This window comes from Paenalicyclobacillus ferrooxydans (assembly GCF_001399675.1).
GTDB classification, from domain to species: domain Bacteria; phylum Bacillota; class Bacilli; order Alicyclobacillales; family Alicyclobacillaceae; genus Alicyclobacillus_B; species Alicyclobacillus_B ferrooxydans.
Genome location: NZ_LJCO01000040.1, coordinates 1 through 13,831, shown reverse-complemented (window position 1 = coordinate 13,831; position 13,831 = coordinate 1). Strand labels below are relative to the sequence as shown.

General features: G+C 43.9%; 10 protein-coding genes. 8 read left to right on the top strand and 2 right to left on the bottom strand.

What is annotated here, in order from left to right; all coding sequences use genetic code 11:
- Positions 1 to 113 precede the first annotated feature (113 nt).
- The 7 genes from AN477_RS08355 to AN477_RS25855 all read left to right on the top strand — a co-directional run bounded on the left by AN477_RS08355 (position 114) and on the right by AN477_RS25855 (position 9,190).
- Entirely contained in the window at positions 114 to 2,123 is a 2,010-nt protein-coding gene (locus tag AN477_RS08355) for a type I restriction-modification system subunit M (RefSeq protein WP_054968721.1), read from the top strand.
- Entirely contained in the window at positions 2,123 to 3,472 is a 1,350-nt protein-coding gene (locus AN477_RS08350) for a restriction endonuclease subunit S (RefSeq protein ID WP_169787864.1), read from the top strand. Before AN477_RS08355 ends, AN477_RS08350 begins: the two co-directional genes overlap by 1 nt.
- A gap of 17 nt (positions 3,473 to 3,489) precedes the next feature.
- Positions 3,490 to 6,483 (top strand): type I restriction endonuclease subunit R, encoded by a 2,994-nt coding sequence (locus AN477_RS08345; RefSeq protein ID WP_054968719.1) that lies wholly within the window; start codon positions 3,490 to 3,492, stop codon positions 6,481 to 6,483.
- A 100-nt stretch (positions 6,484 to 6,583) separates the two neighbouring features.
- Positions 6,584 to 8,098, top strand: coding sequence for an SIR2 family NAD-dependent protein deacylase (locus AN477_RS08340; RefSeq protein WP_054968718.1), 1,515 nt, complete (start codon positions 6,584 to 6,586; stop codon positions 8,096 to 8,098).
- A 152-nt stretch (positions 8,099 to 8,250) separates the two neighbouring features.
- Entirely contained in the window at positions 8,251 to 8,466 is a 216-nt protein-coding gene (locus AN477_RS23725) for a cysteine-rich CWC family protein (RefSeq protein ID WP_083486087.1), read from the top strand.
- A 108-nt stretch (positions 8,467 to 8,574) separates the two neighbouring features.
- The gene (locus AN477_RS08335; RefSeq protein WP_054968717.1) at positions 8,575 to 8,898 is read left to right on the top strand and encodes a PDDEXK family nuclease; all 324 of its coding nucleotides are present in this window, start codon (positions 8,575 to 8,577) and stop codon (positions 8,896 to 8,898) included.
- Positions 8,882 to 9,190, top strand: a complete 309-nt coding sequence (locus tag AN477_RS25855) for a restriction endonuclease (RefSeq protein ID WP_083486086.1) — start codon at positions 8,882 to 8,884, stop codon at positions 9,188 to 9,190. Before AN477_RS08335 ends, AN477_RS25855 begins: the two co-directional genes overlap by 17 nt.
- A gap of 491 nt (positions 9,191 to 9,681) precedes the next feature.
- On the opposite strand, the gene AN477_RS08330 is transcribed toward AN477_RS25855, so the two are convergent.
- Both AN477_RS08330 and AN477_RS08325 read right to left on the bottom strand, forming a co-directional pair.
- Positions 9,682 to 9,957, bottom strand: a complete 276-nt coding sequence (locus AN477_RS08330; RefSeq protein ID WP_054968716.1) for a hypothetical protein — start codon at positions 9,955 to 9,957, stop codon at positions 9,682 to 9,684.
- Positions 9,950 to 10,939: a ParM/StbA family protein gene (locus AN477_RS08325; protein ID WP_054968715.1), complete on the bottom strand. Its 990-nt coding sequence runs from the start codon at positions 10,937 to 10,939 to the stop codon at positions 9,950 to 9,952. The genes AN477_RS08330 and AN477_RS08325 overlap by 8 nt, the downstream gene beginning before the upstream one ends.
- A gap of 528 nt (positions 10,940 to 11,467) precedes the next feature.
- On the opposite strand from AN477_RS08325, the gene AN477_RS08320 reads away from it, so the two are divergent.
- Positions 11,468 to 13,162: a hypothetical protein gene (locus tag AN477_RS08320; protein WP_054968714.1), complete on the top strand. Its 1,695-nt coding sequence runs from the start codon at positions 11,468 to 11,470 to the stop codon at positions 13,160 to 13,162.
- The last annotated feature ends 669 nt before the right edge of the window (positions 13,163 to 13,831 follow it).

Here is a 13,831-nt window from a genome sequence, read left to right as displayed (position 1 = left end):
TTACAGACGAATCTATGGGCTTCTGATAAAATAGTAGGGAGGAGAAACATCTATTCCTAAATACTCTCATCACCTCACATATCGCCTATATCGCTTTCGAGGAGCTACCATCCATGAACAATTTTCAAGATAAGGTCAATTTCATCTGGACAATTGCCGAGATTCTACGAGGACCGTACAAGAAAGAAGATTACGGCAAAGTCGTCTTGCCGATGGCAGTGTTAAGACGTTTTGATTGCGTATTAGCCGAGACCAAGGATGAAGTCCTTACACAATATGAGAAATACAAAAACTTACCGCAAGAGTCGCGGGATGAAATTCTGAACCGAGTTGCCAAGCAAAACTTCAGTAATGTGAGCAAATACGATTTTGCGAAGCTCCTGGCTGACTCGGACAACATTGCTGACAATCTCCGCGACTACATAAACGGCTTTTCGAAAGTTGCACGCGACATCATTGAATACTTCGAGTTTGACAAGCAAATCGAGAAGATGGAACGGAATAACCTGTTATATCTTGTGGTCAAGCGTTTTGGTGAGATTGACCTCCATCCGACGAAGGTCAGCAATGTAGACATGGGCTACATATTTGAGGAACTAATCCGCAGATTCTCTGAGCATGGAGAAGCTGGCGACCACTACACGCCGAGAGAAGTCATTCGACTGATGGTCAATCTGCTCCTGAATGAAGACACGGAGGATCTCATCAAACCTGGTATTACCCAAACACTCTATGATTGCTGTGCAGGTACGGGCGGTATGGGTTCCGTCGCCCAAGAATACCTGAAGGAATTGAACAAGACTGCGAGCTTTGAATTCTTCGGACAGGAGTTTAATGAGGAATCATATGCGATCTGTAAGGCGGACATCTTGATCAAGGGTGAACAAGCCAAGAACATTGCATTTGGGAATACCCTGTCCAATGATGCCTTTTCAAACATGAAGTTCGACTATATGATCACAAATCCACCCTATGGCGTGGAGTGGAAACCAGCCGAAAAGGCTGTAAAGGATGAACACGAACAGAAAGGATTCAATGGACGATTTGGCGCAGGACTACCTCGAATTAGTGACGGTCAGCTTCTCTTCTTGCAACACTTGGTATCCAAAATGAAGTGTGTCACTCCAGAAAACCCAAAGGGGAGCCGTATCGCTATTATCATGAACGGAAGCCCATTGTTTACTGGAGATGCAGGCAGTGGGGAGAGTGAGATTCGTCGGTACCTAATTGATAACGATCTCGTTGAAGGAATTGTGGCACTCCCAGACCAACTATTTTATAACACAGGAATTTCAACTTACATCTGGATTTTGACGAATCACAAAGATCCACTTCGAAAGGGCACGATCCAGCTTGTTAACGCAGTTTCTTTCTACCAAAAGATGAAGAAGAGCCTTGGCAACAAAAGGAATGAGCTTTCCAAGGAACACATTGAAGAGATTGTACGGATATATGGCAATCTGAAACCAGGGGAACACTGCAAAGTCTTTGACAATGACGACTTTGGATACAGAAAAATTACTGTCGAACGCCCACTTCGTTTGAACTTCCAAATTAGTGAAGAGCGGATTAAACAACTTTGGGAGCAAACTGCGTTCAGCAACCTGGCAACATCCCGAAAGAAGGGGCAAGCGGGATCGGACGAGATTGAGTCTGGGAAGAAACTTCAACAACAAATCATTGATGCTCTTTCTTCACTGAGCGACGACATAGTGTATAAAAATAGGGACTCCTTTACGAAAAAACTCAAGAAGGTATTTAAGGAGAACGACCTAATTGTACCTGCTCCACTTTTGAAGGCGATACTGTCCGCGCTTTGTGAGAAGGACGAAACAGCAGATATCTGCATGGACAGTAAAGGCAATCCTGAACCCGATCCCGACTTGCGCGACACAGAGAACGTTCCGTTGAAAGAAGACATTCATGTCTATTTCGATAGAGAAGTTAAACCTCATGTACAAGATGCTTGGATTGATGAGAGCAAGACAAAGATTGGGTATGAGATTCCAATCACCAGGCACTTTTATCAGTACGTACCTCTTCGAAGCTCCAGTGCAATACTGGATGAAGTCGGAAAACTGGAAAAGAGTATCTTGGGCAAGTTGGAGAAGGTGTTTGAATGATGGCTAAGTTCAAGGGATACGAGTCTTATGTGGACAGCGGAGTGGAATCAATCGGGTATATGCCAACAGGTTGGACTCTAAAAAGGCTGAAACATGTTTGTGTGCTAAATCCGAGCAAATCAGAGGCGAAACTCTCTGAGGATACCGAGGTCACATTTCTTCCGATGGAGAATATATTGTCCGTCGGCAAAATAGATACTTCGCTTGTTAAGGAGTATTCGGAGGTTGCTGTAGGATACACATATTTCCGTGATGGAGACATAATCGTTGCCAAAGTTACGCCATGTTTTGAAAATGGGAACATTGCATTGGCGCAAGATTTGACGAATGGAATTGCTTTCGGAACTACAGAACTTCATGTGATAAGACCAACGCCTAAATGCGATAGGCGATACATATTCTATTTGGTTCAATCCAATCGATTCAGACTTGAGGGCATTGCTTCAATGTATGGTGTGGCAGGACTTAAACGAATCCCTGCAGATTTTATGGCGAACTTTAAGTTTGCCCTGCCAAGTGTCGCAGAGCAGATACAAATTGCTGATTTTCTTGATCAGAAGACTAATGAAATCGATTCGGTCGTTGCAGACAAACAAAAACTAATTTCCGTTTTAGATGAACAGCGGAAGACACTCATCACTGATGCGGTGACAAAGGGATTAAATTCCGATGTAGAGACAAAGGATTTTGGTGTTGAGTGGATTGGGGACATACCAGAGCACTGGCAAGTTTTCAAGATTAAACACGTTTTATCGCAGATTGAATATGGAATATCCGAAAGTAGTAAAGGAGAAGGAGAGTACAAGCTTCTTACGATGGGGAACATCAGCCATGGTGAGATTCAGATCCCATCTGGCGGTTCTCTCAATGAACTCGATGAAAGATACCTTTTGAACACAAACGATCTGTTGTTCAACAGGACGAATAGTTTAGACCAGATTGCAAAGGTTGGAATATTCAGAGGGAGTGTCGAAGATAAAGTTACGTTTGCCTCATATTTAGTGAGGTTAAAAGTAAATGAGAAAGCTGATTCCGAATTTCTGAACTTACTGTTGAACTGCCACCCGTTTTTAAGCTATGCGAGAAGTTTTGCGATACCAAGTGTGAGCCAAGCAAACTTAAACGCCAATCGGTACACCAATCTCAAAATCATTCTCCCTCCTGTTGATGAACAGCGTGCTATTAGGGATTGGATAGTAGAGAGGTCACAGTACATCAATGATGCCATTGCTGAGATAAACCAGCAAATACATAAGCTCAAAGAATATCGTCTGTCTCTCATCTTTGAGGCGGTAACGGGGAAAATCGACGTTAGAGATTTAACAGTTGAAGCAACCATGATGGCATAAGGAGGCGTGATGATATCATGGCGATCGATTATACCGAAAAAGGGCTGGAGACCAATATAGAAGATTGGCTCGTTCAGTCAGGATACAGGAGCAAATACATTGAGGGCAACGACCTGGAGGCTTTCAAGAACTATGCTCTCGATGTCCAGGTTCTCTTTGAGTTCCTTGAAAGCACCCAGTCGAAGTCTCTGGAACGGCTCCGCAAGGTGTACAAAGAGCAGATGAAGGAGAAGGTTCTGGAGCGGCTTAACAAGGAACTCAGCAGTCGAGGTATTATCGATTGCCTTCGCCATGGTATTAAGGATTATGGCGTGACACTCAGACTCGCCTATAACCAACCCGTCAGTTATATGAATCGGACACTTGCTGATCTGTACGAGAAAAATATCTTTTCAATCAGTCGGCAAGTGTACTACAGTTCCCAGAACAACAACAGTATCGACATGTTGGTTTCACTGAATGGACTTCCGATTGCTGTTCTGGAATTGAAGAACCCTCTGACCAATCAAACGGTCGACGATGCGAAGCGGCAATATATGAGAGACCGTGACCCGAAGGAACTATTGTTTCAGTTTAAGAAACGTGCCATCGTGTTCTTTGCTGTAGACCCTGATGAAGTTTACATGGCAACACGGTTGGAGAAGGATTCGACGTTCTTTCTTCCTTTCAACAAGGGGGACAATGGCGGCAAAGGTAATCCCCCCGTTGCCAATGACTACAAGACGGCTTATCTGTGGAAGGAAGTCCTACAAAAGCACAGCCTGATAGACATTCTGTTCCGCTTCGTATTTGTGCAACAAGAGGATATCCTGGATAGCACAGGAGAGGTCATTGATAAGAAGGAAACGGTCATCTTTCCGCGATATCATCAGTTGGATGTCGTAAGGAAGATTGAGGCGGACGTAAAGCTACTTGGCGTAGGAACAAATTATCTTGTGCAACATTCTGCTGGGAGTGGCAAGACAAACAGTATCTCGTGGCTTACTCATCGGCTTGCGAAGTTACACGATAGCGAAGATAACGCAATATTCAATAGTGTCATTGTGATTACGGATCGCAGGGTTCTGGATAAGCAGTTGCAAGATGCTGTGTACCAGTTGGAGCATAAGGCAGGCATGGTTGCCAAGATTGACAAAGATTCGAGTCAGCTTGCTAATGAACTGGTCAACAACACCCGAATTATCATTACAACCTTGCAAAAGTTCCCGTTCATCATGGAAAAGGTCGGGGAATTCGCGCGAGGCAAATATGCCATCATCATTGATGAAGCTCACAGTTCACAAGGCGGAAAATCTGCGACTGCTATGACCAACATTTTGTCTGATAAGACGTTGGAGGAAGCTCTTGAAGCGGACAGAATTGCCGAGGAGAACATGGAGGACATCGACGAGAAAATCGTCGAGACGATTGTGAAGAGCGGCAAGCAAGACAATATTTCTTTCTTCGCGTTTACAGCCACACCAAAGGCAAAGACCTTAGAGAAGTTCGGTCGGATGGGGACGGACGGAAAACCTCATGCTTTCCATGTTTATTCGATGCGGCAAGCCATTGAAGAGGGATTTATTTTGGACGTGCTGGCAAACTACACGACCTATAAAACTTATTACAAGGTAGCCAAGATGATTGAGGATGACCCTGAAGTCGCAAGCAGTAAAGCGACCAAGGAAATCGCCAAGTACGTGTCCCTGCATCCCCATAACATCGCGCAGAAGACCGAGATCATGATTGAGCATTTCAGACGTGTGACGAGACACAAGATTGGCGGACGGGCAAAGGCAATGGTTGTTACTGCGAGTCGATTGCACGCCGTCAAATACAAGCAAGCGTTTGACAAATACATCGCGAACAAAGGGTACACCGACATGAAGGCTGTGGTTGCCTTCTCTGGGACTGTTGAGGATTCGGGTGCGTCCTACACTGAACCACTCATGAATGGGTTCGGGGAGAAAGAGCTACCTGACAAGTTCCATTCGGATGAGTACAGGGTATTGCTCGTTGCAGAGAAGTATCAGACAGGATTTGATGAACCACTTCTTCACACCATGTTTGTGGACAAGAAGCTGGATGGCATTAAGGCAGTTCAAACGCTGTCGAGACTTAACCGTACTTGTAAAGGGAAGAACGACACGTTCATCCTCGACTTCGTGAACGATGCCGAATCCATTCAGAAAGCGTTTCAACCGTACTATGAGGTCACTGGGCTTTCGGATACGACGAATCCAAACATTCTATACGATTTACAACGGGAACTGGATACTTATCAGGTCTACACAGAGCATGAGGTCATGGGAGTTTCGAAGCTGGAGTTCAGCGGTAAGAAGAAAACAACGAAAACGCAAGAGAAATTGAATGCGATTCTTGATGTGGCTGTCGAACGGTACAAGAATGAATTGCAGAAGGAACGCCAAGACGACTTCAAGAGTACGGGGATGAAGTTCATCCGTACATACTCGTTCGTTTTGCAAATCGCACCTTTCATCGATGTGGAACTACATAAATTGTACGTGTATCTCAACTTTCTGCTTAAAAAGTTACCCAAGAACCAGTCCGAATCCGTCTATCTGGCGGACGAAATTGCACTTCAATTCTATCGGAATACGATGGTATTTGAGGGGAGCATTGCACTTGAAGTACAGGGTGGAGCGCAACTGAATCCGACATCGCATGGCGGGGGAGGTGGCAAAGAGGAGCCGACGGACAGGCTCTCTGCCATCATCAATCGTCTTAATGAGCGATTCGGAACGGATTTTACTGACACAGATCGCTTGTCCTATGAGCAAATCAAAGAGGACATTATCAATGATGACGACCTGGCACAAAAGGCAAGGAGCAATACCAAAGACAACTTCAAGTTCAGTTACGAGAAGGCATTCCTGGACATTGTGATTGGCAGAATGGGTCAGAACGAGAAGTTCTTCATGAAAATCCTTGAAGACAGCGACTTTAAGACCGCTGTCATGGATTTCATGTTTGAGGAAGTGTACAAGGGTCTCGGCGACAAGATGGCATAGAGCAAGCACGCATCCATTGACTTAATTATCAGCCACCCAGACCGCAAGATCCAAACCGTTGCAAGGCAGGTAGAAGAAGTGGAATGAAGGAGATAAATCCATGAGTGCAGACTCTAACATAATTTCAGTTTTAGCACCTCTTGCCGCGAGGCATAAATTAGTTCCGTTTCTGGGTGCTGGATGTTCCGTCCCGATTTTGCATGTCGATTGGGATGAGATTCGTGACCAAATGGCTCATACTCTTGGTGTTCAACCTGGTGACCACCTTGTTATAGCACAACAGTATGTAGACAAATATGGAAAAAGTGGGTTGTGCGACTTTTTGGAATCGAAGCTACTGGTTGATAGTTTCGATGCAGATCGTGGAACTACTCAGTTACAGATAATGAGCCTGGGTCTGGGTATTATCTATACCACCAATCAAGACAACATTCTTGAAAAGTGCTTCGAGCAGTTTGGACGCTACTATCAACCAGTTATTGAACTTGAGGACTTGGCAGAGTCAGTACCTGCAGATCGCTTACTGTTTAAGTATCATGGAGATTTATCCCGCCCTGAATCAGTAGTTTTTACAAGTGAGGACTATCAGACTCGAATTGACGATCCAGATCACTTCCTCAATATCCGTCTTCGTTCCGACTTATTGGCAAAAAATCTGTTGTTTGTTGGTTATAGTCTCAGAGACAAGAATATTCAGTTGTTATTATCAGGGCTACATAACGTATTTCGCGGCAAACTTCCCAGAGCATATTTAATCGCGTTTGATTACAGCAATGAACTGGAATCACTATGTAATTCCTACGGGGTCACTGTCATTGATCCGATGAAGGAATTCCCTGGCTCACGAAGTAATCAAGAAGCATTTGAGGCATTATTGTCGGCACTTGCTGAAGAAACTATTAAGCAGAAACATGATGATGAAATAGCCGATATTTTATCTCCTCGAATCCCACCATCGCGAAAAGTCGTGACGATTCATGAAATAAGCGCGATTGAACGGATAGTTGAAGACGAACCATTTCAGCAAGCTTTACATAAATTTCGTGCTACGATGGATACGGCAATGATCCCCAAGCAGTTTGAAGATAAAGTTATAAACGCATTATTGACTTTGGCTCAAAGGTGCACGACAGAAGAAGAATCAGATGAATTTAGACCCGCCACAATCCATCTGTATTTGAATGACCCGCAGAGTCGGTTGACTGCTCAATCCTGTGTAATGGCAGTGGCTAATGTTCGTCAACCAAGGAAAGGGTTACATTTGGACAGTTTCCTTCCTCAAACAAGGGATTTCCCAAGAGAATTAAATATAATCGCGGGTGCATACGCAGTAGAGCTTTTACTATCATGGGGAAGAACTATCACTGATGTTTTCAGAGGTGAACTATCTCACTGGGTTGATTGTAGTGAGAATATAGATTCGTTGCCAGCAGAAATACAGCCTTGGATAACTGAACGCATCAATCAAGCTTGGAATGCGGCGACAACATATGAGAACCCCATACATCGCCAGAGAAGACTTGCTCAGTTGGGGTTTTCTACTCATAGGAATAGCGTAACCATCGATATTTTCGAAACAATTCCTAAGACATTTTTCAAGCCATATCAAGAATGAAGTTAATTTAAGAGGATAAATTCAGTTATTCGACAAAATAACATGAAGCTGAGAGTAATGTAAAAGATATTACATCGCTAAAACGGACTCTGGGTTGGGGGAGCCAGAAACAATGGTTCGTTGACGAAAAGGCAAGAAAGCGGGTCAAATCAATGTCAGGCGGAAAGGAATGTCCGATTTGTGGGGGAGATAACAACTGCGGCAATTTGGCGGGTAAGCCTCATGGGAATTGTTGGTGTGACAAAGAGGTCTTCCCTCAAGAGATATTCGTGAAAGTTGCTTCAAGTCCTGAGAGAAAATTGTGTATCTGCAGGAGTTGTCTCGAAAAGTTTAGGGACGGCGGCTATTTGCCTGAAATAACACAGTAGCCCCTATGGTTGAGTATGTTTGATAATTCAACTTGATATTGTGAAACGGCAGAGTACCTGATGTTTAAAATTCTACTATAATACTCGTCAGTCGGGAGTTCACATAACATGTCCTTTTTACATAATGGTATCTTTCTTTTCCTATGTTTTGTGGTTGGTCTCGGTATTTTATCAGGACTTATTGAACGTTTTCTTGCCCCAAAAAGACGCAAGAAACGTGGTGCGGAAAAGAAGTCGCATAATTCTACGAGAAAAACTTCATCGTCGAATAACAGAAAATCTTCATCGCGTAGTTCTGATGATGTAATCTTGCGTACTCCGATTGATAAATTAACATGGTCAGAATTTGAACGTTTATTTGCCCTCTATTTTCGTTCACAAGGATTTTTGGTTGAGGAACTTGGTGTTGGGGGTAATGATGGCGGGGATTGATTTAGTTTTGACCGATAAACGCACCAATGAACGGACAGCCGTACAGTGTAAACATTGGGATGATAAACGTCCAGTTGGTCCATCTGTTATTCGAGAACTATATACTGCACGTATAAATCCATCACCAAGTTGTATATATGGGATGCTGATCACATCATCGAACATTACCACAGGAGCGCGTAGGGAAGCTGAGAAATTAGGTATCAAGTATTGGCACGGTGGGGTATTGGATATGCATTTGTCCAAATGGAGTCAGTGGCAGGGGAAATCTCGCCGTCGTCGGAAATCATGATTTACAGCACAATGTTTCGTTTAAGTACATAGAGTCTTGTTCTAACTGGGTGATGTCGTTTTGATCAAAACGCATTTGTTTGCAAACATGTTACTCTGTTGCACCTGAACCGAACAAGTCGCCAACTTAGACCAATTATTGTGGAAAGTCTGGTAAGACAACTTGGAAAATGGACAAGTTGTCGTCTTAACACCACGAGTGGGTACTGTTTACCATGATTTCAGTACGGACAGTCAGTTGTCTTCTTGATCATCTTTGTACTGTTCCTTGCTGGTTCCCGCGTTTGGCGGCGGTGCAGGTGGCGGCTATTGATAAAAGCATGGCGTTCCGAAAAGGAGCGTCCTTTCTTGATTGTCTGAATGGACAAGCGATGTTCATGAAGAATCAGACTGATAGCGCGATTTGAAGGCTCAGAGTTGAGAAAGTTAGGGTTAAGTTGTATGAGATATGCGTGCTCACAGATAAAGAGAGCCAAGGTTCGGCTCCCTTCGTTAGAAAAGCGACTTGAGTAGCTCTCTATCTTCGTCAGTTAGTGAGTTCTTGTTTGGCTGATTGCTTGGGGAAAACGTGACTGCATCGGTGTTTTGCAACAATCGTCTCACGATTTCTTCAACCTTCTTGTCCAGGTCTTCCTCGCTTGGTTGCTCCATGTTGCGGCGGATCAAGTCACAAACATATGCGCTTACGTTCTCCCTTTCCGCCTTCGCCTTTACAAACTCGTAGATCGCTGGATCTCTGATGGAAATGGAGATTTTTTGCTTAGACATGGGTCAAGCCTCTCGCTTCAAGGAGTTTCCAATACGACATTACATTCGAGTAGCTTCCGTTTTCATCGATCTTTGCGTGAGGAAAGCGTTCGATGATCTGGTCTTTCAGAAGTAAAGCACCACCGCCGCAAAATACTGGAGAGTTCAGCGACAGTCCATGAGAGACTGCAAAATCAGCGATGTGTTTGACATGAGCCATCTTCAAATCAGTGAAGATGGACTTACTATCAAGCATGATCGCACCGTTTAGCGAATAGGCACCTTCATGAAGGATGGCTTCGCTCTCATCGAGTGAAACTGACTGCCCAAAACGGCTGGACAAGGTGTCCTGTATATACCCCCTCAAGAGATTGACCCCAAGATCACTAATCAGCATCGAGTCCAATTTCGGTATTAGGTGATCAAAGGTGCAGAAAGAAGTATTTAATGACCCGATGTCGATGACTGTGACCCGTGAGTTCCTATACTTATCCAAATTGGTGTAAATCGATCCGACTCCCTCTGGCAACAGGACGAGTGCGTTAATTCTGAACACCCAAGCTTGTCCATTGACCCGCAGGCAAATAGGTTTGTGCTCGTTCAGGATATAGTCCCTGTACTCGGATTTGAGTTGTTGGTTCTTGAAAATGTTAATGGGACAGTTAACCGCCAAATTTAACGCTGGAATCCCTAATCGAGCAATCCCCATTTTTTCTAAAATCAGTGCAATGGACGTATAGATTGCTAACTTGTGACTCAATGAGTGTTTGGATACGTGAAAGTCTGCGTTTCTTTCCGACAACATACTGCCAATGAGGTACTGCTTGTCGTCAAACTCGACCCGATACGTATCTCCGAACAGTTCAACGCCAGAGACATGGGTCGCATCTTCCACCAACGTGCGAAACCTCGTTTTAATGAATCCACCATCCTTATAGCTGAGAGCCTTTGAGAAATGTTTTCCGCTATCCACCACCACTGCGTAAACGTGTGAATTACTCATTAAATGATAACCTCCTCGTATTTTTGATTGACCTCATATATTAAGCAAGGGCGGGCGAATTATTCAGAACGTGTCGTACTATGATGTTTGATGTGAGTCGTACTTTGGGCGACAAAGTAGGAAGTGAAGGATGGGGATGGGAAGGTCAACATAGAGGGACGTTCCAATTGTGTTTGGAAACAAACTGTATTGGGTTTTAATTGATATAAAACCATATTATAGTTGACTAAATGCAATGAAGGAGATAGGATAGACTCACGATTTGGACAAATATAATTGACAGGTTATTTTATATATCGCAGGATGTCACCATTTTCCCCAGGCAAACAGAAAGCTGGTTGCGTGGAGGGTGCTCGTTTTTTATATAGGTCTTTCAATTCAAACCCAAGGATAAGTCTGTTCAGAACTCTTATGTCCTATGGGTGAAAGATCGCGGGCACACCTCATTCACGAACAACCAGCTTTTTTGTGTGTTGTGCCCAAACAGTCACAAAGCATTATGCACAACAGCGAAAGGGGAAAATGACTATGACAACAAAGCACGAGGACTATTTTGTAGAATTGCGAGAACAAATCATCAATGAGGAGCAGTGGCAAGATAAAGTATTCGTGACATTTAATCACGAAGCTTCGTCGGGGAAATCACGTTACATGCATAAGCTTCTTGCAGAGGTAGCCACTACACCTCCGTATCGCCGTGCACTGTATGTTCAACTCTTTGCAGGTGAAGAACTGGCGAACACTGTCCAGTCTATCAATCAGCATGCGGGGACGACGGTCGCGGCAAAATTCATCGGCGGGGACAATAAACCAGCGTATAAGTTAAAGAGAGCAAGAGAGATTCCTGTCTTATGCATAACGCACGAAATGTACTTTCAGTTCTGTCGTGGAAATTACCAAGATTTGTGGCAGAATCGCGAGGTCCTCATCCTCGACGAATTTCCGAGCTTCATGCATCCCATTGTAATTGGAGGTGATGAGATCGGACGATACGCTCTAAATTCCATGCGTAAAGAAGACTATGGAATGAAGTATCTTGCCGATAAACTGTTAACCAAGTTTGTCGAGATGGAACGCATTTATACCGACTATTTAACGAAGGATATTCCGTTCGTTACGTTCCCTGACTTGATCGGGGAACTACCGAGATTGGAAAATATGCTGGATTTTATTGATGATCGAGCGGATAAAACCATCATGGAAAATATCCATCATCTCATTAAAAACGGGGGCTATTTTTTCGAGGGGAATTTCCACACGTATGATTTTCGTCTACCGCCACTCATGTTGCAGAACAATGTAGTGCTTGATGCCAATTCGGGGTTCGATTACCGTCCTGAACTCTCAGACCTATTTGTGGTAAAGCGGCAGAAGAAACTGTTTGATTATTCATCTTCGTTCCTGACCCACTATACTGTGAATACAGGGAAAACAGCTTTAAAAACCTACACCAAATTTACGATGGAAGTCTTGAGTGAGATTCCACTGAAAGATTGCCATGGTGCTCTGTTCATTACGGATAAGGCGAACGAAGAACAAGTAATCAAAAGTGTATTGGCTCACTTCAAGGACTACGGTGAAACCCTGGAGAAAGTTTCCGAGAACCTTGGGTTCCCGATTGCGGTTGACCATTTTGGCAATCTAACTGGGGTCAACAAGTACCGCGATTTTGACACGATTTTTTTGCTCAAAACGCCCTATTTCAATTACATGGCATATCTCTTGAACCACTTTTATTTCACAAAGGAGGGGAGCGATAATATCCTCTACCAAAATGACGAGGTTTCACTGGTCAGAACACAAATGGTTTGCGGAGAAATGTACCAGGCACTTCATAGAGTCGCACGCGACCACATACGTCCCGCAAAAATGTACGTGTTCTGCAACAATCAGGGGGCGGTTGATACGATTGTAGGCGAACTCCCAGGGGTGCAGTACGTCAAAAAGGAAATGGAAGTATCGGTGAAAAAGAGAAGACAGAAGACCAAGGGTAATGGGAAGAATCGAGTGCCTCAGATCGTTCAATTCCAACAGTTTCTCTTAGAGTATAAAATGTCTGGTGCAGAGACGGTCTCAAAACAGGATATTATGGAAGCACTGGGAATTAGGGATCTCTCCAATCTGAACAAGTTGAAGCGAAAGTCAGAGACATTTTTGCAGGATCATATCATTATTGTCGAACACCATGACTATCGTTTCAAACCCCAGGCAACAGCAAACTGACAAAATAGTCTAATCAACCACGTTTTAAAATGAGGAGTTGAGGTGACGGGGCGTTTATCCCGCACTTTAGCTCCTTTTTGCTGTGTATGAGTTCAGGTGATAGACAATTGCACGAGATACCACCCAACGGAATGGAGCTACTACGCGCGGCTGTGTTCTGTGGACGGGGTGTCCTGTCGATGCACTTTCACTATAGAGCAATCAAGTATTGCTTGATCAAATATCTCATGATTTTCAGGTGATTTCACTGTTTTAAGTGAAGTGGTAATGGGGGCTTCGGTCTTCTGTAGAGATGCATCATCAATGGGTACGTGTCAATTACTTGTGCCATAGCTTCAGTGAATTCCATGTAGACAATGGTCTCATTGCATTGGTTTTCAGCCATCACATTATGGGATGTGTCGATCAACAACATAGTTATTGGAGTTTTCATTAGTTGAGAGGCGCCATGCCGTTTGGAAAATATCCCACAACACAAAGGTTCCTATTCCATGGTTATTGTGATTAAAACACGCCTTTACCTTAAACGATGGGAATTGAACGTTAGAGTCTCATGTAGTGGTGTAAATTCCAAGGCTGGATCTTGACGAGAAAGCCATCGAGTGCAATCTACTAAAGGTGACGAGCAAATAGTAGAGGAGGCACGTCGATGGCTTCTACAGACAAGAT

What these genes read in the sequence shown, in the direction of transcription:
- AN477_RS08355 (WP_054968721.1), top strand. Translation starts at nt 114, where the DNA reads ATGAACAATTTTCAAGATAAGGTCAATTTCATCTGGACAATTGCCGAG.
- AN477_RS08350 (WP_169787864.1), top strand. Translation starts at nt 2,123, where the DNA reads ATGGCTAAGTTCAAGGGATACGAGTCTTATGTGGACAGCGGAGTGGAA.
- AN477_RS08345 (WP_054968719.1), top strand. Translation starts at nt 3,490, where the DNA reads ATGGCGATCGATTATACCGAAAAAGGGCTGGAGACCAATATAGAAGAT.
- AN477_RS08340 (WP_054968718.1), top strand. Translation starts at nt 6,584, where the DNA reads ATGAGTGCAGACTCTAACATAATTTCAGTTTTAGCACCTCTTGCCGCG.
- AN477_RS23725 (WP_083486087.1), top strand. Translation starts at nt 8,251, where the DNA reads ATGTCAGGCGGAAAGGAATGTCCGATTTGTGGGGGAGATAACAACTGC.
- AN477_RS08335 (WP_054968717.1), top strand. Translation starts at nt 8,575, where the DNA reads ATGTCCTTTTTACATAATGGTATCTTTCTTTTCCTATGTTTTGTGGTT.
- AN477_RS25855 (WP_083486086.1), top strand. Translation starts at nt 8,882, where the DNA reads ATGATGGCGGGGATTGATTTAGTTTTGACCGATAAACGCACCAATGAA.
- AN477_RS08330 (WP_054968716.1), bottom strand. Translation starts at nt 9,957, where the DNA reads ATGTCTAAGCAAAAAATCTCCATTTCCATCAGAGATCCAGCGATCTAC.
- AN477_RS08325 (WP_054968715.1), bottom strand. Translation starts at nt 10,939, where the DNA reads ATGAGTAATTCACACGTTTACGCAGTGGTGGTGGATAGCGGAAAACAT.
- AN477_RS08320 (WP_054968714.1), top strand. Translation starts at nt 11,468, where the DNA reads ATGACAACAAAGCACGAGGACTATTTTGTAGAATTGCGAGAACAAATC.